Annotated in this window: 14 protein-coding genes; 4 read left to right on the top strand and 10 right to left on the bottom strand. The window is 51.0% G+C overall.

The window, feature by feature from the left end; genetic code table 11:
* Nucleotides 1–18 precede the first annotated feature (18 nt).
* Both FT643_RS15735 and FT643_RS15730 read right to left on the bottom strand, forming a co-directional pair.
* The gene (locus FT643_RS15735) at nucleotides 19–486 is read right to left on the bottom strand and encodes a nuclear transport factor 2 family protein (protein ID WP_156872369.1); all 468 of its coding nucleotides are present in this window, start codon (nucleotides 484–486) and stop codon (nucleotides 19–21) included.
* A 95-nt stretch (nucleotides 487–581) separates the two neighbouring features.
* Nucleotides 582–2018 carry an NAD(P)H-dependent amine dehydrogenase family protein gene (locus FT643_RS15730; RefSeq protein ID WP_156872368.1) on the bottom strand — a complete coding sequence of 479 codons (1437 nt, stop codon included), beginning with the start codon at nucleotides 2016–2018 and terminating at the stop codon, nucleotides 582–584.
* Between the two features lie 158 nt (nucleotides 2019–2176).
* Between FT643_RS15730 and FT643_RS15725 the strand changes: the two genes are divergently transcribed.
* Together FT643_RS15725 and FT643_RS15720 are read left to right on the top strand one after the other, a co-directional pair.
* Nucleotides 2177–2839, top strand: a complete 663-nt coding sequence (locus FT643_RS15725; RefSeq protein WP_156872367.1) for a TetR/AcrR family transcriptional regulator — start codon at nucleotides 2177–2179, stop codon at nucleotides 2837–2839.
* Nucleotides 2840–2990: 151 nt separating this feature from the next.
* Nucleotides 2991–4640, top strand: coding sequence for an outer membrane protein assembly factor BamB family protein (locus tag FT643_RS15720; RefSeq protein WP_156872366.1), 1650 nt, complete (start codon nucleotides 2991–2993; stop codon nucleotides 4638–4640).
* Nucleotides 4641–4728: 88 nt separating this feature from the next.
* Here the strand turns inward: FT643_RS15720 and FT643_RS15715 are convergent, their stop codons facing one another.
* The 6 genes from FT643_RS15715 to FT643_RS15690 all read right to left on the bottom strand — a co-directional run bounded on the left by FT643_RS15715 (nucleotide 4729) and on the right by FT643_RS15690 (nucleotide 13028).
* The gene (locus FT643_RS15715; protein ID WP_198043603.1) at nucleotides 4729–7023 is read right to left on the bottom strand and encodes a TonB-dependent receptor; all 2295 of its coding nucleotides are present in this window, start codon (nucleotides 7021–7023) and stop codon (nucleotides 4729–4731) included.
* A 200-nt stretch (nucleotides 7024–7223) separates the two neighbouring features.
* Complete coding sequence (locus FT643_RS15710) at nucleotides 7224–8543, bottom strand: hypothetical protein (protein ID WP_156872364.1); 1320 nt, start codon at nucleotides 8541–8543, stop codon at nucleotides 7224–7226.
* Between the two features lie 160 nt (nucleotides 8544–8703).
* Nucleotides 8704–10911 carry an aldehyde oxidoreductase molybdenum-binding subunit PaoC gene (paoC, locus tag FT643_RS15705; RefSeq protein WP_156872363.1) on the bottom strand — a complete coding sequence of 736 codons (2208 nt, stop codon included), beginning with the start codon at nucleotides 10909–10911 and terminating at the stop codon, nucleotides 8704–8706.
* A gap of 14 nt (nucleotides 10912–10925) precedes the next feature.
* Nucleotides 10926–11876: an FAD binding domain-containing protein gene (locus FT643_RS15700; protein WP_156872362.1), complete on the bottom strand. Its 951-nt coding sequence runs from the start codon at nucleotides 11874–11876 to the stop codon at nucleotides 10926–10928.
* Complete coding sequence (gene paoA, locus FT643_RS15695) at nucleotides 11873–12511, bottom strand: aldehyde dehydrogenase iron-sulfur subunit PaoA (protein ID WP_156872361.1); 639 nt, start codon at nucleotides 12509–12511, stop codon at nucleotides 11873–11875. Before paoA ends, FT643_RS15700 begins: the two co-directional genes overlap by 4 nt.
* 34 nt (nucleotides 12512–12545) lie before the next feature.
* Entirely contained in the window at nucleotides 12546–13028 is a 483-nt protein-coding gene (locus FT643_RS15690) for a YbhB/YbcL family Raf kinase inhibitor-like protein (RefSeq protein ID WP_156872360.1), read from the bottom strand.
* Nucleotides 13029–13602: 574 nt separating this feature from the next.
* On the opposite strand from FT643_RS15690, the gene FT643_RS15685 reads away from it, so the two are divergent.
* Nucleotides 13603–16503: an LVIVD repeat-containing protein gene (locus tag FT643_RS15685; protein WP_156872359.1), complete on the top strand. Its 2901-nt coding sequence runs from the start codon at nucleotides 13603–13605 to the stop codon at nucleotides 16501–16503.
* A gap of 68 nt (nucleotides 16504–16571) precedes the next feature.
* Here FT643_RS15685 and FT643_RS15680 read toward each other — a convergent pair whose 3' ends face one another.
* A complete protein-coding gene (locus FT643_RS15680; protein WP_156872358.1) occupies nucleotides 16572–16859 on the bottom strand; it encodes a putative quinol monooxygenase in 288 nt (95 codons plus the stop codon).
* 49 nt (nucleotides 16860–16908) lie between these two features.
* On the bottom strand, nucleotides 16909–17733 hold the full coding sequence (locus tag FT643_RS15675; protein WP_156872357.1) for an SDR family oxidoreductase: 825 nt from the start codon (nucleotides 17731–17733) through the stop codon (nucleotides 16909–16911).
* Between the two features lie 94 nt (nucleotides 17734–17827).
* Here FT643_RS15675 and FT643_RS15670 point away from each other — a divergent pair, with 94 nt between their 5' ends.
* Complete coding sequence (locus tag FT643_RS15670) at nucleotides 17828–18217, top strand: DUF4345 domain-containing protein (RefSeq protein ID WP_156872356.1); 390 nt, start codon at nucleotides 17828–17830, stop codon at nucleotides 18215–18217.
* The last annotated feature ends 1 nt before the right edge of the window (nucleotide 18218 follow it).

Here is an 18218-nt window from a genome sequence, read left to right as displayed (position 1 = left end):
GGAGTTAAAAGAGAATGCTCAACGAGCCTGCCAATAATGCAGTAGGAATTGCGGAAGCTTAATCCGAAAGCAAAGGAATCTAAAGTCCATTCGCAAGCGGGTCAGTTTTGAATAGTGTATGCACCATTGATTGTTTACTTTTTTGTATTCTTCCTGATAATGACCAAAGCCCTGTAGATCGATTAACCCTGGCATGCGGACAAGATCCTCCATTGCCCAGATGCCCGTTGCAGTGTTGAGCGATGTAATATTGATTTCCGGTGTTAAGCCATGATGAACGGTTGTGCAGTTCGCCAGTGTTGATTTTACGAATGAGACAAACTCGTCCGCGCCGTGAATCACTTTGCCACCCGATGGTTTCGTGTCACTGACAAAATCGTCGGTGAACAGACAACGAAACGAATCCCAGTCCTGGGTATCAAGAAATCGAAAGTAGCGCGACTTCAGTAATTTGATTGCTTCTATATCAATTGTGTCGTCGGCCATTTTATTTGCCTTCCATGGATCGGCTCTGTCAAGGCGGCCTTCAAAGGAAAAACGAAACGCTCCGTTAAACATTAGAGCGTTTCGCTGTCCCCTTTTCAGTCCATCTTTGTTGCAGTGAAGGGGTATTTACCCATAAAGCCGGCTTTGCATTTACCGGTCATGGTATTACCTTCGATGATTCCCTGAAATTGCACTTTGAGTTTCATCGGTTTTGTTACTTGATTGATCCAGCTCAGCGTGTTGCCTTCGTATTTGACATCCAAAATGGGCGAACTCATACCCTGCCCTGTTTGTACTCCGCTGTATTCCCCGTTTTTCTGCTCGATGACCAATTCTGTTTCCTGTGCGCCGGTGGGACCTTTTACCGTTACCGACCAGCGACCTTCCAAAGGCACCGCTGCTGCACCGGTCGATACCGGTTGAGGTGATTGCTCCGGTTCGGCCACCAGCAAGGGAATCGTGGTTTGAGTTTTTAACGGCTTCGCAGCAATGATCGAACTAACTGGTTTCAGATCCGCATAGGTAACGATCCCCGCACGGGCGTCGACCACGGATGGAATTGCGTTCACAACCGGGGTGGCCGGGAACATAAATCCAATGACCATCAACTCCTCCATCGGCAACGTAAGATCCGGCAACACTTCTACTCGCATATTGATTTTAGGCGTGCCGTTGATTTCAATCAGATAGGCCATTGCGATGTCCCACGCCGGTGTAATATCGTCACCTACCACCCATTGCACGGTTGCTTCTATCACCGGCAGGCCGTTCGATATGCCCAGCCACTTCGCCATGATTCCGGCTACAGTGCCTTGAGGGACTGTTCGGCCCGGCACGTCCAGCTCTTGGGTTGCATAGGCAAATTCAACATCACAGCGCACCTCATCCAGTGTGTAATCAAACAATATTGCGATTGCTTCCACGGCATCGGCGAATGGTCCTGTGGCTTCCTCGACGTCTTTGGCATGATTAGGATCACCTTTTGGGCGACCCCAGCCGAGAGCATCCTGGTTAGCATCGCCTGCCCATAATCCGATATTGAATGATTCTACAATACGCACCTGGTTAACTTCTTTGCATAGGCCCGAAGCGGCTACGGTCAGATTGTCCACCCAGCCCGGATTGATACCGCTGCCAAACAGACTGGCGTTACCCGCTTGCGCGGCCTGTTCTAGTCTGGAGCGGGCTTCTTCTCCGTAACTTCGTCCAGTCATAAAACTGGCGGTGGAGACGATATTGATTCCGGCGCGCAGTAGCTGCTCCAGGTGCTCCACATTCGGATGCAGAGGCATATAAACAACACAGTCGGGATTAAGTGCGATCAATTCACCGATATCGTGCGTCGCTTTTATTCCGAGCTTGCGCCCCAATTGGATTAGATCCCCGACATCCTGGCCTGATTTTTCCGGGCTGTAGGCATAGACGCCCACCAACTCCAGATTCGGGCGCTCCAGAATGGCTTTAATTGACTCTCCAGCTACTTTACCTGTGGTCCATTGAACGATGCGAAGTGGGCTCTTAGAGTTGTTCATTACCTGTATACTCCCTCATTGTTATAATTGGTTTTTTGACTGATCCGCGGGCTTAGCGTGCACCTGCACCAACAAAGCGATAAATCCATGAATAGATCGATGTTGAGTTTCGACATGTCATCACCGGTTAATCATCCGTACAAAAATAAGGTCGTGACATGAAGACACCACGGGGGCCGAAAGGCGGCGCAGAGATACGCGACACAGTATCGCATAGCGAATTGGGGGAGGCCAGTATTTCAGCGTCATCCATGAAAGACGCGCGCAAGGCTCGTACCGATGAGGCATTGCGGGCCGCCATGCTGACGTTACTGGAGCGTGAGCCCTTGGAGACGATTACGATACGTAAAATTTGCGCTCAGGCAGAGGTGCATTATGCGACTTTTTTCCGTCATCACAGCTCCAAGGAAGCGTTGTTGGATCATTTGGCAAAGGATCAGATTAATCGGCTTATCAAACTGGCTTTACCGGTAAACGATGCCGATGGCGACGGGCCTGCATTTCAAACTCTTTGTCATTACGTAGACCAGCACCACGCATTATGGAGTGCATTACTGACTGGCGGCGCTGCAGGCGCAATGCGAGAGGAACTACTGAATCACGCGCTTATGTTGGCTGCCGAACGCTCCCCGGAACACCCCTGGCTGCCGGTGGAGCTGGCCACAACCTGCAATGTGACGCTGATAGTGGAAACCCTGGCCTGGTGGTTAAAGCAGCCGCGGGAGGCTTATGCACCGGATACGATCGCCCGCATGTTGCATCGTTTACTGGATTCATCCGGGTTGTTGGAAGGATCGGATTACCCACGCCGAAAAAAGTGATCAGTAAAACCCGCGCTGACGTGACGCGGGCCTCGTTTTCAATTTGTTCTGAGTTTTAACGCCATTCCCCCAAATTGATTTAAGGTAAAATGAGTTTCGAATCATTAATTAAAAAAAACAAATAGATAAATAAATAAATAAAGGGGAACTCATGTTAACTCGGTCTGCGCGCGCTATTAGCGCCTGTGTATTCATGTTCGTCGTAGCGTACCTGACTGCCTGTGGTGCGGAACAGGCAACGGAATTGGTGATGTGCGACGATTCAGTCGATACCCAATCCCCTATCTTGAATAGTGGTTTTGGTTTTAACCTGGAGAATACCCGAAACCAACTGTCCCCGATCACGGCGCAGAACGTAGCTGATCTGGAATTGGATTTTGTGCTTAACGCTGAAGATACGAAGGAGCGGCGCGGAGCCCCGGCCGTTACCAGCCAAACCATCTATTATCACACCCCTGATTCCGTTAATGCAGTGAACCGTGAAACCGGTTGTGTGTATTGGACCTACGATGCCCCCGACACGGTTCGCAGTGCATCGGTAACGCTGTTGGATGAACCCTCACTGAATCAGCGCCTGGTGGTGGTTGGCACCTGGAACGGTTGGGTTATCGCTTTAGATGCGAAAGCCGGAGCTGAGGTTTGGCGGGTGGATGTCAGAGAGTTCGACTCCAACATGGTGACCGGCGGCTTGCAATATTATAACGGGCGCCTGTATGTACCTCTGGCCACAAAATCGGTGATCTATGCTTTATTGCAATTCTCTTGCTGTGAGTCTCATGGTTCCTTGGTTGCGTTGAACTCGGCAGATGGTAGTGAAATATGGCGCTTTCATGGCACCGAGGAAGCCGCTCGTGTCAACGGCAGTCGCATGAGCCCGAATGGGGTATCCATCTGGTCGACTCCCTTGTTGGATATCGCACGCAATCAGATTGTGGTTGGCACCTCACAGAACCTGACACAACCTTCCACCGCCATGGAGAACTCCGTAGTGGCGCTTGATATGAATAACGGCGATGTAAACTGGGTCTTTCAGGCAACACCGAATGACACCTATAACGCCACTTGCGATGTTAACAGAGCGCTGGTCGATCAATGTGATGGGCCGGACCTCGATTGGGACGTGGGCACGCCAATACTCACAACCACAACGAATGGGGATGATGTGATTATTGCCGGTGATAAAAAGGGATCCGTTTATCAATTGAATGCTCTGACCGGTGCAAAGAATTGGGAAACCCGCCTGGGAGCCGGAGGCAAGTTGGGTGGAATCCATTGGGGTATGGCAGTGGATGATACCCAGATTTATGCCGGCGTAGCGGATGTCACCGCTGCTAAATCCCCGTTAAGCAATATTGCACTGGGTAATGATTTAATGCGGCCAAGCTATAACGTACCGCTGATTCAGGTGCCTAACGCGATGTCCGGTTTGTACGCGCTGAATAAGGATAGCGGCGTGGTAAATTGGGAAATTCACGACACCCATTTTTATGGTAGTGCGAGGATAGACAGTATTTATTCGGCGGCAGTGAGTGTCACCAACGATGTCTTGTTCGCTGCTTCGCTAAATGGCATTGTAAAAGCGTTTAAGACTTCCAGCGGTGAATCGCTCTGGCATTTCGATACCGCGGTTGCCACACAGGATATTCACGGACGATCAGGTAACGGTGGCACCATCGAGGGGCCGGGACCGGTTATTGCCGGGAACAATCTGTTGTTGAATTCCGGTTATAACACCTTTGGCGGGAGCAATGAATTTCAGGCAGGGCCGGGTAATGCGCTGTTCATATTTAAATTGAAATAAGTGAACCGGTAATTGCCTGCTGACCTTTCCGGGGCAGAGCAGGCTAACGAGCCTGCCCTGCCCGGTTTCTGATTGATGATGAAAAGACTCAGAACTGGTAGTTCAGCTCGGCGCCATAAGTGCGAGGTTCACCTACTGCGGCCGCATTATGACCCAGTGCTGCAGCTAACGTCATACCTCCCACAAAGTACTCTTCGTTCGTTAGATTTTTGCCGTACAGCGCAACGGAAAACCGGCTATCCATAATGCCACTCCAGTTCAGGCGTGCATTAAGCAATTCATACCCCGGTAGCTTGGTGCCGGGGGCGATCGTTGCGGCTGCGTTGGAAAAGTATTGCGCGCTTTGCGCGTAGACTTCGGTGCGCAGAGTCAACAAACCCAAGGCAGGGTCCACCGGCAAATCAATGAGTGCATAGATCGAACCGGACGTTTCCGGCGTATCCCCTACTGGCCCGTAACTGTACGTGGTGCCAAACAGGTTTACCTCGCCATCCGTAAACTCCGCGTCGGTATAGGCGGCTGCCAGACCGAGTTCGAGCCAGTCATTCAGGCGCGTGGTGGCTTCCAGTTCGATCCCCTGAACCGTAGTTTCAGGAACATTGGCGGTGACGGCGATGGACGCCAAACCGCCCGGTCCGTCCGGATCAGGAAACTCGACACGTTGAACATCTTCGATCCAGGATTTATAGATGGCCAGGTTGAAGATGGTGGGTCGCCCCATCACATCGCCGTTGAATTTCAATCCGGTTTCAACGTCTTGCACATGTTCCGATTCGAATTTGTTGCCGCCGCCGGTAGCAAAGGCATCTACCGGGGGAGCGGCGCCGTTAAAACCGCCGCTACGAAAACTGCCGCGGGTTTTTACGTACGTCATCAGCTCTTCAGTGGCTTGATATTCTAGTCCCACATCCCAGCTCGGATCACTGAAAGTTTCTTCCTGGTCAGGTGCACCGAACGTGTAAGTCGCTTCAGGAAGCTGTTTTATCTGAACTTTTTCCTGTGTGTAGCGCGCGCCAGTGGTTACCCTAAGCCCGTTGATGCCGGTCCACTCGGTCAGATCGTAGGTGCTTTGGCCGTAGATTGCTCGGCTTTGAGTACGAATACGGAACGAATTGGTGAGCGCGGATGCCGGACTTTCAAAGTAGGTTTGGGGCCATAAGGTATCGACCTGATCATTTTGAATGTAAGCGCCGATTATCCAATTTAGAGCGCCATCAAAACTGAGGCCCTGCAATTGTATTTCATTGGAAATTGAGTCTGTATCCGTTTCGTTTCCAGATTCTCCGGACACAATGTTTGCGGTGATGATGGTGGCAAATGGAACCCCAAGCTGCGGTTGCTCGGAATCCGTATCCGAATGGGATACACCCAGAATGTTTTTGAGTGTTAACGTGTCAGTCAAATCGTAGGTGGTGGTGTTGGAAATGATCCAATCGGTCCCCTCGTGATTTGCTGTCCAGGGGTGCTGGGTTTTATACGGTCCCAATACTTTTTGCTCATCGACGTAGTTGCTGAGAAAGGACGAGCTGCAATTTAATACGGCGCAATTGCTGTCATAGATACTGTATGGATAGGAAGCGCCGGTATTGGTCCCTTCGATAGTGGAATATTGCGCCACTAACAAATTATCCAGGCGTTCGTTGGGCATCCAAGCCAGCGAAACACGGCCGCTGGTGCGATCAATATCGCCAAGATCATCGTTGTTGAATAGGTTTTTGATATAGCCCTGTTTATGGGTGCTGTTAACGGCGGCGCGCAGCAACAGTGTATCGTCGATGAGCGGTACATTGATCATGCCGTCCAGTTCCCGTGAGTCGAAATTGCCAACGCGGGCAGTCAACGATCCTTCGGTTGAATCAGTGGGCTTAGCGGAATTAAACAGCACCGCTCCACCGGTAGCATTGCGTCCGAACAGGGTTCCCTGAGGCCCTTTCAAAACCTGCACCGATGCAAGGTCGAATAACGAAGAGGAACTGCCGATGGTTAACGGAACATCATTAAAATAGGTCACAACCGCCGAGCGCGAGCCACTGAACGTATCGGCAGTCTGGCCGCGGATCGAATAGGTAAGTGAGTTGTTGCCCTGGGTTTGACGAACGGTGAGTCCGGGAACGGCGATTTGTAAATCCGCATCGGTCTTGACTTGCCGATCATCGAGCTGATCGCCACTCATAGCGGAAATTGATATGGGTACTTCTTCCAGGCTTTCATCTTTGCGGCGGGCCGTCACCACAACTTCCTCAATCGGCTTATAAGCAGGGGTTTGTTCATCGGGTGCTGCATTAACGGCCACCGGCGTTATTAATGTTGCGAGGGTAACTGCGTAATTCAGCGTGGCAGGTTTGGAGCGTATCGAGCGACGGGTGTCTTTATTCTTTTTCATTCTCATCCCATTTTGTTCAACGTGTTTTTTTCGTATAGTCCAATATCGAAAATTGGTCACATTTAAGACTATAGGTAGGGACTGAGGTTAGAAGCAATCACGTCGCCGACACCAATGGGTTTATGGATGTCACAGACTAGTTTTATTTCCTCTCTGGTAAAGACGAAAGTGCGGATTAAAATGAAGCCGGGTGTTTAATTCTAGTACCGCACCACTTTCACCGTGTTGGGCGAGTTCGCACCGTTTGCGTTTTTAGCACCACAGACTTGGGAAACGCTGACCAGTGAAGACGAGTTGATGTTGAAAATATCCAGATTATCACAGTGTCCTTCTGCGTCATCGACCAGACTGACACACAGCGTACCGCACTGTGAATAGGTTTCGATTCGTTTTGGCTCCCGCATCCAGCGGGTTTTGCTGCCTTTCAGTGTGACAAAATCATGAAACACCTGACGGGTCACTGTGAAAGGGGTCGATAGATTACTACCGATGACAAAGCCGGCCAATTGCCCGGTCCAGCCCTGGAAGCTAACCTGAATCAACCCGTTTTCAAATTGATGGGTATTACGGTACAGGATATTAGCCATCTCACCACCGGATAGATAGTGATACAGCAGCGAGCCTGTGGTATCGATCAACAGAAAATGGGCTTGATCGAACCTCACTCCCGATAGCGGATTCAGACTGGCGTTGTCTCCCCAAAGCAGGACCCGGCCATCTTTGCCAACAGACTGGCCTTTGATGTATTCAAATTCATCGTTCACAAATTCCCATTGCGTTAAACCCGCCACATCGGTAGCGCGCACATTGTGATTGGAACTGTGGAACAGCACCGGGCGTCCCAGTGATTCTCCGATCAGGTTTTCACTGGCGACAGGTATTGGGAAACGTGACAATTCATTCAAAGCTGCATCGAAGGAGACGACCGTACGGCCGGATTCCGTCTGCACTGCGATTACCAGCATACTGTGGCCGAATACCCGACTTACCGCTGTGGCTGACGTGATTTCCAGCAACTCACTGGAGCCGGCGCTGAAATCCATTAACAGTACCCAGCCCTGATTTGCGGTAGAACCGAATGCGGCTACTTTTCCGTCCAGCACCAGACTGGTTCCGCTCAATGTACGGGCACCGAGTTCTGAGGAGACGACAGCGCCGTCGAGTGGGGAAACGGTCCCCTGCGCAGTGTCAATCAACAACGAATCGGCCAGTGTGCTTTTCACTAACAGCAGGCGGTTGTCCGCCAGATTAAGGGTATTGGAATAGGCGCCGTGGGCGATACCGGTGGCAATGTCCTCGGAAACCGATCCGGTTTCGTCGTAATAGGTGATGTGAATGCCGTCACTCTGTCCCGATACGTGCACTACGTTATTGTCGGGGCTTATCAGCACCTCGTTTAAGCTATCCGGATTAACCTGAACGTAGCTCATCCATTTGGCCGAGGTCGCAACACAGGCCACGACTCCCGCTGTCAGCAGGAGGGTTAAACAGAGTCGGAACAAGGACTTATAGGAATTCATAGGCTATCTCTGAGCGCGCTCAAAATTGAGCAATATTATTTTTATTGTTTTCCAGCCTGTCACGTTCGGGCTATTCAGGTAGCCCTGTTATTGTTTACAGGCTGATCAATTTATAATCACATTGTTCCGGGGTAAAAGCAATAGTTCGTTATCGATGAAATTAGCCTGCATCCGGAATTGCCGTAAGCAACTTATCCAGGGTAATTGGATAGTCACGAACACGAACGCCAGTTGCGTTGTAAATCGCATTGGCTATGGCAGCCCCTACCCCGCAGATTCCAAGCTCCCCTACCCCTTTGGCCTTCATCGGTGATGACATCGGGTCCGTTTCCTCCAGGAATAGCACTTCCTGGTGCGGAATATCTGCATGCACCGGAACCTGGTATTCCGCTAGATCGTGGTTAACGAAATAGCCCCGACCGGTATCAACCGACAACTCTTCCATCAGGGCGGCGCCAGCCGACATGGTCATGCCGCCGATTACCTGACTGCGCGCGGATTTTGGATTCAGTATGCGGCCGGCGGCGCAAACAGCCAACATACGACGAATGCGAATCTCGGCGGTATAGGTATCGACCCCGACTTCGACAAAATGCGCTCCGAAAGTCTGGATAGCGTATTGTTTATCGAGGTCGCCGAACTCGATGGTGTCTTCTGCTTCGATCGGCTGGTGTATTGCAGCCGCTTGTAATGGCAGCGAGCGGCCTTCTGCTGTTACCAAAGAGGTCGAGAATACAACTTCATCTGGATTGAAACCCAGCTTGACGGCGATTTTTTCACGCAATTTAACGCAGGCTGCGTACACGCCTGCGGTGGAGCTGTTTGCGCCCCATTGTCCCCCGGAGCCGCAAGAAACCGGTAAGGCTGAAGCGCCGAGTTTTACCGTGACCTTGTCCAGGGAAACCCCCATCATTTCCGCTGCGGTCTGGGCCAGGATCGTGTAAGTACCCGTTCCGATGTCGGTCATGTCTGTTTCCACGGTGATGGTAGCGTCGGTTTCAAGTCGCACACGGGCGCCTGAATTCTCGACCGGAGCGCCACGGATAGCCGCTGCCATACCCATTCCTAACCGCCATCGCCCGTCACGTATTTGGGCGGGTTTGGGGTTTCGCTTATGCCAGTTAAAGCGCTTGGCCCCCGTTTGCATGCACTGGACCAGCTGTCGCTGTGAAAAGGGGCGCTCCGGCTTTTCCGGATCAACCTGCGTGTCGTTCAAGATCCGAAAATCAATCGGATCCATATCGAGTTTTTCTGCAAGTTCGTCGATTGCGATTTCCAGCGCCATCAGGCCGACCGCTTCTCCCGGTGCCCGCATCGCGTTCCCTTCCGGCAAGTTCAGTTCGGTTAAACGCATTTGTGTCATACGGTGCTCACCGCGGTACAGCAACCGCGTTTGTGACACTGCCGTTTCGGGGCTGCCATCCTTCAGGTTGCCAGACCAGCTTTCGTGTCCGATCGCCAAAATATTTCCGCTCCGGTCTGCGCCCATGCGAAGCCTCTGAATGGTGGCCGGTCGATGAGTTGTGTTGTTAAAAATTAGCGGTCTTTGAAGAAACACTTTAACCGGCACGCCAGCCGCTTTGGCGCCAAGTGCAGCCATAATGGCGTCGGCACGGACAAAAAGTTTTCCACCGAACCCGCCCCCCACATAGGGAGAGTTGATTGTTACATTGGCGGTGGGAACGCGCAGTGTTTTGGCGACGTCCTTTTGCGCCCAGTCGACCATTTGGGTGGATGTCCATAACGTTAGCTTTTCGTCCTGCCATGCTGCGATAGACGCATGGGGTTCCATCATCGCGTGGGACTGATCCGGTGTAGTATAGGTTTGATCCAGCTTAACGGGCGCACTGCTAAAGGCATTGTCGAAATCGCCGATTCGGGTGTCGGATTCCCCCCAAAAACCATCTCCGACATTGGCCCCGCTGTCTTTTATTTCAGCCAAATCGTAAGCGCCCTTTTCCGTTTTATACGTAACGTCAATCAATTCTGCCGCAGATCGGGCCTGCTCGAATGTGTCTGCGACAACAAGAGCGATCGCTTGATGATAGTGCTCTATCTCCGGCCCGCCGAGTAAGGTAGCGGTATTCTTATCGCCTTGTCCCAACTGCCCGCAATTTTGATAATGCACGACAGCGCGCACGCCGGAGGCTGATTTGGCGTCCGATAGGTTAATCGATTCAATCCGGCCTTTGGCAATGGCTGCACCGAGTATGTAGCCATAGGCTGGCTTGCCCGGTAAGTCCTTATGTTCATAGGCGTATGTTGCAGTGCCGGTTGTTTTCATTGGTCCGTCAATGCGATCCGTGGATTTTCCCACGACGCTAAGCTGATCTATCGGGTTAGTTGTCGCGGGTTTATCAAATTTCATGGCTTCGCTCTCTGCTACGCTCGTGCGGCGTCGATAACACCGGCTAGCGTACGCTCGGCAAGATTGACTTTGAAACGGTTATGCTCGGTGGTACTGGCACCTAGTAACATCCGGTTTGTTACCGCCTTGGCACCTTGTGGAAGCAGCGCCTCGGCCTGCTCAACCCGCCAGGGCTGTGACCCTATTCCTCCCATAGCCACCCTGCCGGTGCCATCGGGAAACAGGACTGCGCCTACTGATACCAGGGCAAAGGCATAAGATGAACGGTCTCTGACTTTGTGGTAAATGTGCTTTCCACCGATGGGTTTGGGGAGTACCACGGCTGTAATCAGTTCATTGAACCGCAACACGGTTTCTTTATCCGGCGTCGTGCCGGGTAAAGTATAAAAATGCTTAATTGGTACTGTGCGTGTAGTTCCTTCGGAATCGGCTATTTCAATGGAGGCATCCAGGGCTCGCATCGCGACCGCCATGTCGCTAGGGTGCGTTGCAATACAGGATGAACTGACTCCGACAATACCTAAAGAACGGCTAAAGCCATCCAGTGCGGAGCAGCCGCTGCCCGGTGTGCGCTTGTTACAAGGTTGATTGGTGTCATAGAAATACGGGCACCGGGTGCGTTGCAGCAAATTGCCTCCGGTGGTTGCTTTATTACGCAGCTGCCCGGATGCGCCTGCCAGTAACGCGCGCGATAATAGCCCATAGTCCTGTCGGACGCGTTGATCAGCGGACAAATCGGTATTACTTACCAGGGCTCCGATTCGCAAGCCTCCATCCGCTGTTTTTTCAATGGTATCCAAAGGAAGATGACTGATATCGACCAAGTGATCCGGGCGCTCAATTTGCAACTTCATCAAGTCCAGCAGATTAGTCGAGCCGGCAATGAATTTGGTATGAGGCGTTTTCGTAATAGCCCGCAGCGCCTCTTGGGTTGAATTGGCACGCTCAAAAGTAAACGGTCTCATGGGTTTTCCTCCGCAACTTCTGTTATGGCGTCAGCGATATTCGAGTAGGCGCCGCAGCGGCAAATGTTGCCACTCATACGCTCACGGAGCTCTGTATTGGAAAATTCCGGCGTACGGTTAAGGTCATCCGTAACGTGGCTGGGCAAGCCCGCTTTGAGTTCATCCAAAACCGCCACCGCAGAACAGATTTGGCCAGGGGTGCAGTAACCGCATTGATAGCCATCATGCTTGATAAACGCCGCCTGCATGGGGTGCAAACTATCCGGAGTTCCCAGGCCCTCGATGGTGGTAATGTGGTCCCCGTCGTGCTGCAGCGCCAGCGATAAGCAGGAATTGATTCGTTTACCATTGCTGATAACCGTGCAGGCACCACATTGACCATGGTCGCAGCCTTTTTTCGTGCCTGTTAAGTGCAAATGCTCGCGCAAGGTATCCAGTAACGTTGTGCGCGTGTCCAGCGACAGCTTATGCTGTTTACCATTGACCTTGAGGGTCAAACTTTGGGTATTCATTTTTGATGTTTCCGTGTCAGCCAAAACATAGGCGTATTTGGGAAGGGAGAGGAACGCAGAAGTCGTCGCGGCGGCCTGAAATAACCGCCTTCGGGAAAGTTTTAAATGCTGACTTATTTTCATATGCCACCCATCCCTGAATTCTGTGACCGGAAAATTAACTTTTTGTGTGTTGAAATAGTCCTGTGAGGCGATTCATTCCCACCACATTCGGTTCAATCACCTTAAAAAGATTTTCAAATTCCATTATGGGTGGAAGCTCCGGCGGTAGATCCAGCGCGACAAGCCAGAAGTAGTAGCGATGAATGCCATGATTTTCAGGTGGCTTCGGACCTCCGTATCCAATTGCACCAAAATCGTTGGCTGCTTGAGTGTATAAACTACACCCCTCTTCCATGCCGTTAACGTCCGCCGGGATGTTGTAAACCAGCCAATGCAGAAATCCGTAGTATCCCGGAACAATCTTGGGGGCATCCGGGTCGTGGCAGAATAGAACCAATGAGCGTGCTTCCTTGGGTAATGAGTGCCACTCCAACTGTGGCGAAATGTCGTCACCGAAATGGGTGTATCGAACGGGTATGTTGTCGCCATCGTTAAACGCATTGCTTTGAATTTGTAGCGAGCTTAGTGCCAATCCCATTGCAGGCCTCCCGGTTGTGTTGAATCGCTTATGAGTTGTGTTAAGAGATTGCGTAATGACTATGCACGGTTTATTCCAGTACTGAATGCATACGCTGAGGCCAATTGCTGTATTGATGGTTGCGATGCGAGAAGTCCGTGGGATACGGCTCAGGCACCATTTCCAACGAACACGGTTTGCAACAGATGGGTGGCAACGGATGTAATTAGGAAAACCGAATTGTAAGTTCTACAGTGTCTGCCTCCGGGTAAAATCAAACGACTATCAACTTCCGTTGATCGGCTTTCATTTCCATTGATTCACCTCCTGTAAACGCTACCGGTATGACGATGCGTGAATCGTGCCAGGCGAATCTGCCTCAACGAATGGGTTGCTTTATATTTGTTCAGTGGTCTGTCGACAAATTTAACATTCATCCCCCGCTCCGGTTTTTAACCTGCTGTTATTTAACAATATATTGACGTGGCATAAATTCTGCTCAGTACCAGCGCCACTTCCATAATGGCGTTTTGACTTAACAAGGAGATTTATCTGAGCAGTTTTATCTTCACGGCAATGTAGATCGGAGAAGATCATGAACATAAAGTATGGACTCACTGCACTTTTGCTGTTGACGATTACAGCCTGCGGCGCAGGTAAAGAAGGCAAAGTCGAAATTCACTCCACGGTTGCAGGACTGAATCCGCAACTGAGCGTCGATGTGCGTTTCATAAATACTCAATCCGGAAATTCAGTCTACAGTAAATCCCTTTCTGTAGCGGATGAGGGTGACAACAGCGTCACTCTGCCCCTCGGCCAGTATCGTTTCACCGTAGACCGGATTCCGGATGGGTATCAATGTACGAGTGAACTCAATGAAGGACCGGGAGAAAACGAACAGCATTTTGAAGTGATATGCAGCGATGGCGCTATAGTCAGTTTGTCCAGCGGCGTCACGCTGGCCGGAGTGGATCTTTCTGGCCTGCATGCCACCGTAGTGAGCCCGTTTTCTGCCAGTATCCAGCAACTACGCCCCGAGATGATCGTGAGTGTCCTGGAGGACAGCGTAACGGGTGTAGACGACAGTAGTACATATAACATCGATTACCACCGTTTGGATGTGCAATTGCTGGACGAGTCAGGTGAAGCCAGTGAATTGCAGAGCGATGCGTTGGGAAACCTGACGGTTCGCTATGACAGCCGTTTATTGAATAGCGCTCCCGATACGCTGATAACGGTCGAGTTTGCTTGCGCGGATGGCCAGTCAAGTAGTTGCAACCTGAATCACCCTATGCGGGTTTCATTATCTGCTGAGCGGTTTGCAGCAGGCGCGTGGCGCAGCAATGTACTGACCGAAATACTGTATCGCAAACTCGAATACCCCCTCTCCGCCGGATATTCTGCTGCAGCAATTAATGTGGAATTAGAGAAAATGGCGCAACGGGTAGTGAGTTCAGGGTCGGGTCCGGTAAATCTCGATCATGTTCTCGCCTGGTCAGGTGAAATGAGTAACGTGAGTCATCCCCAGGCGGTGAATGAGTTCGCAGCGCTGTTATCACAGCCAAGCCAACAATCGGAATTGCATCAGGCCTTGTCGCGTGCAGCCAGTCCTGCCATGGCGTCGGCCAGCATCGGCGGTGCGGATTTTTCCCTGATGGGGTTATCCGGCGACTACGTGATCGTGGCTGGGACCACGGCAGTTCAGCTTTTTGATATCAGCGACATACAAAACCCGGCTTTGCTTTTTTCACATTTACTTCCCGACGCCGCTGCGGATTTGGTGGTGCAGGATAACATCGCTTACATTGCGCATCAGGGCGTAACGGTTATCGACTTTAATAATCCGGTATCACCGCTAGTCCACAACTACAGTGAACCCCGTGGTGCGCGATACAGCAGTATCGATGTCCGCAATCATTATATTTACGCTTTAATGCCGGACCACACGGTGATTCTTGATGCCGTCCAAAGCGATGCAATAACGGAAGTCAATGATCTCGGGAGAAGCGATGCAATCCATGTCGCAGGTGACAGATTGGTGATGCATAAGTTTTTTAATTTGGGTTACGGTTTTGCAGTGTACGATCTTGCGGTACCGGGTAATCCTGCGCAGTTATCGGAATATATAACGCACGAGCGCATGTGGTCGTTGGATCATGTCGGAAATATTCTTTACACGGTTCAATTAAACGGACCGGTTCTTTACGATTTAAGTGATGCAAGCGGTCCAGTTAAGCTGCCGTTTAGCAGCTATGACCCTACCCTGCTTTCAGCCGACACCAACGATCGCTACGCTATTTTCAGATCTAACCACAGTACTGAGTACTTTGATCCGACCAGTTGGGAGCGTTTGTTGTTGTATTCGACAGCGTCCCCGGACGCGCCGGTATACCTGGGCAATGTGGTGCTGGAAGACACTGAAATAAGGGATCTTGCCGTGCAAGGTGATCGCGCCTATGTGCTTACTGCCAGCGGCCTTGATCTGGTTGATCTAAACGCCACCGAGCCGCAATTTCAGACCACACTGGGTCTGGCTGGCTCGGTGGACAGCATTCATGCCCGTAACCACCACCTGTACACCGCCCGATTCTATGTGGTTCCAGATAACGGGGTTTTCGAGTCCACCGATTTCACCTATTTAGACGTTTATTCGCTGGCTGATTCTGATCACCCGGCGCTTGTGTCTGATCCAGAGGCCCATTATTACGTGAGTATGGAGCCCGCCGGGTTTGTTGAGGCTGGTAGCACGTTGTATTTTGCCGGAACCTTCTTGGATTTCTTCAGCCCCGCTAGAGGGGGCATATTTGCTTATAACCTATCCAGTCCGGGAATGCTGGTGGCAGAAGGCGCGGCCTTTACTGATTACGAAAAAAGAATTAACCGGCCTCAAATTTTCCCCGGGTATCTTTTCATTCCTGAATACGGGATTACCGGTAGCAACGACGATCTGGGCTTTAGTATTGTCGACATACAGAATCCAGTTCTGCCCGCTTCCATTGGCAGTTTTGCTTTGTCAGGATATACCGCCGCTCTGGCAGTACAGGATCAATACTTGTTTGCGGCAAGCGGAGGCATACAGGTAGTGGATCTCAGCACCCCGGCAGCACCGGTCTTGATGTCGAACTTCGAGACCTCAGGTATTACTCAAAATGTATTAATCGCCGAGAACCTGAATAAGCGCTATGCGTACGTACTGGAGAGTGGGCCAAACTTCAGTGTGCTGGACGCATCAGACCCGCTGAATTTAACAGAATTGGCCCGCATTACATTTCCGGGGAGCGCCGATATGCAATGGATTCGAGATGGACACTATATTTATGCCGCCACCAAGGATCTTCATTTGCAGATTATCGATATACAAGATCCGCAGCTTCCTAAAGTCATGGTTGGTCCCTCTCTAAGAGGAGCGGCCCGTAGTCTATCTGTTCAGGGGGGTAAACTGTACGTGGGCACTGATTATGGTGTCGAAGTCGCGAATCTATTAGCCGCAGAGTAGGACATGGGAGTAGCTGATGGAGCTACCGTTGAAGAGCCGGCCTCCATCAGCTGCTTTAATCAATAACCTTACTTTATTTCAAATATTTCCGATTCAGGCATGCCGTCCAAAAATGTCGCCATCTGATCCATGGAGCCGGATTCCCGCATTTTCGCGGCGTATTGATCATGCAGCTCCGTAGTTTCCCAGACTTCGGAAAGCACCACTTTGTTCGGATTGTCGGCGCTTAGTAGTACTTCAACGCCTTGGCAGCCGGGCGCTTCGGCTATACGGGACTTGGCATTCTGCATAATTTCGACGAATTGATCTGCTTTGCCGTCTTTTACCTTAAATTGAACTATTAGTTGATAACTCATTTCTTTTCCTTCTGTATTGATCGTTTGAAAGGGTTAAAACAAAATGGTTTTATGCTTTTGAGCCAATAACCCCACCGTCACACAGTACGTCGGTACCGGTCAGGTATCCGGCTTTTTCGCTTGCGCAAAAAGCCAGTAATTCGGCGATTTCTTCCGATCGCCCAAAGCGTTTTAGTGCCGCCATTTTTAACATTTCGGCGGATCCGCTTTTCTCTTCCAGTCGACCCATCTCGGTATCGAACGAACCGGGCGAGACGGATACAATGCGGGCGCCCTTCTCACCGAATTTGCCTGCATTTTTCTTACTGTACCAGATCACAAAATTTTTACTGATGCCGTAAGCCATACCATTTCGGTATAGCTTGGAGGGCATGAAACGGCTGGGAAAGACCGTTTTTTTCAAGAACGAATCCACATCAGAGAACGATAAAGCATAAGCCCGTTTGGGAATCAGCAGCGCCGGCATCATATGGGCCGCCATCGAGGCGACATTGACCAGTGCAAACCCCTCGGTTGCGTGCCGTAAGGCGGTTTCGGTTATATGGATTGTCCCCAAAGCATTAACACGCATAATGACCTCCGGATTGGCCATTTGCGGACTCACCCCGGCGGTGTGAATGACCGAGGCTAAGCTGCCCCGGCTCAGGGCGGTATCAAACAGCGTTTCCACCGAGTCGCGGTTGGTTATGTCGCACAGTACCGATTCACAACTGATGTGTTTTTGCGTCAGATCGGCGACCGCTGCGTCCAGCTTTTGTTGGTTAATATCGCAGATAACGATATGGTGATGATGTTGCGCGCCGATCACCTGTGCCGTCGCCAGCCCCATGCCGCCCGCACCACCCGTGATGATTGATACCTTTTTCGAAGCCATTCCCGGTCACCTGGTTCCATTCGCTTTTCTGGTTAAGTTTATTATGATACTTTACGGTACTAATACTAATCCAGCGAATCCCAATAGATAACCTATGAAGTTGACAAAAGCCTTCCTGATTCTGAATGTGATTATGTGGTTGCCCTATGGTATTGCCTGTATAGTCAATCCGGGATTGCCTACTGGGTTCAGTGGCCTTGAGATGACGTCTGCAACTGCAATGACAGAAATTCGTTCCATGTACGGCGGCGTTCAATCCGCTATGGGCGTGATGTGTTTAATGGCTGTCTTTGCCAGCAGCTTAGTCCGCCCGGCCCTTGGCGCTGTGGCCTTTGTTTTTAGTGGGCTGGCCATTGCGCGAGTGGTGGGTTTTTTATTGGATTCCAGTGGCTCTGAGTACACCTATGGTGCCATGGGATTCGAAGCAGTGGGTGCTGCTGTGTCAATGTACCTGTTCGTAAAGCAGCCGCTGCACACGCCTTAAG

Origin of the sequence: Ketobacter sp. MCCC 1A13808, from assembly GCF_009746715.1 — a bacterium.
Classification (GTDB): Bacteria; Pseudomonadota; Gammaproteobacteria; order Pseudomonadales; family Ketobacteraceae; genus Ketobacter.
Note: the sequence above shows the minus strand (reverse complement) of the source record. Positions and strands in the feature narration are given on the sequence as shown.

Coding starts and splice junctions, on each gene's coding strand:
- FT643_RS15735 (WP_156872369.1), bottom strand. CDS start 486: ATGGCCGACGACACAATTGATATAGAAGCAATCAAATTACTGAAGTCG.
- FT643_RS15730 (WP_156872368.1), bottom strand. CDS start 2,018: ATGAACAACTCTAAGAGCCCACTTCGCATCGTTCAATGGACCACAGGT.
- FT643_RS15725 (WP_156872367.1), top strand. CDS start 2,177: ATGAAGACACCACGGGGGCCGAAAGGCGGCGCAGAGATACGCGACACA.
- FT643_RS15720 (WP_156872366.1), top strand. CDS start 2,991: ATGTTAACTCGGTCTGCGCGCGCTATTAGCGCCTGTGTATTCATGTTC.
- FT643_RS15715 (WP_198043603.1), bottom strand. CDS start 7,023: ATGAAAAAGAATAAAGACACCCGTCGCTCGATACGCTCCAAACCTGCC.
- FT643_RS15710 (WP_156872364.1), bottom strand. CDS start 8,543: ATGAATTCCTATAAGTCCTTGTTCCGACTCTGTTTAACCCTCCTGCTG.
- paoC (WP_156872363.1), bottom strand. CDS start 10,911: ATGAAATTTGATAAACCCGCGACAACTAACCCGATAGATCAGCTTAGC.
- FT643_RS15700 (WP_156872362.1), bottom strand. CDS start 11,876: ATGAGACCGTTTACTTTTGAGCGTGCCAATTCAACCCAAGAGGCGCTG.
- paoA (WP_156872361.1), bottom strand. CDS start 12,511: ATGAAAATAAGTCAGCATTTAAAACTTTCCCGAAGGCGGTTATTTCAG.
- FT643_RS15690 (WP_156872360.1), bottom strand. CDS start 13,028: ATGGGATTGGCACTAAGCTCGCTACAAATTCAAAGCAATGCGTTTAAC.
- FT643_RS15685 (WP_156872359.1), top strand. CDS start 13,603: ATGAACATAAAGTATGGACTCACTGCACTTTTGCTGTTGACGATTACA.
- FT643_RS15680 (WP_156872358.1), bottom strand. CDS start 16,859: ATGAGTTATCAACTAATAGTTCAATTTAAGGTAAAAGACGGCAAAGCA.
- FT643_RS15675 (WP_156872357.1), bottom strand. CDS start 17,733: ATGGCTTCGAAAAAGGTATCAATCATCACGGGTGGTGCGGGCGGCATG.
- FT643_RS15670 (WP_156872356.1), top strand. CDS start 17,828: ATGAAGTTGACAAAAGCCTTCCTGATTCTGAATGTGATTATGTGGTTG.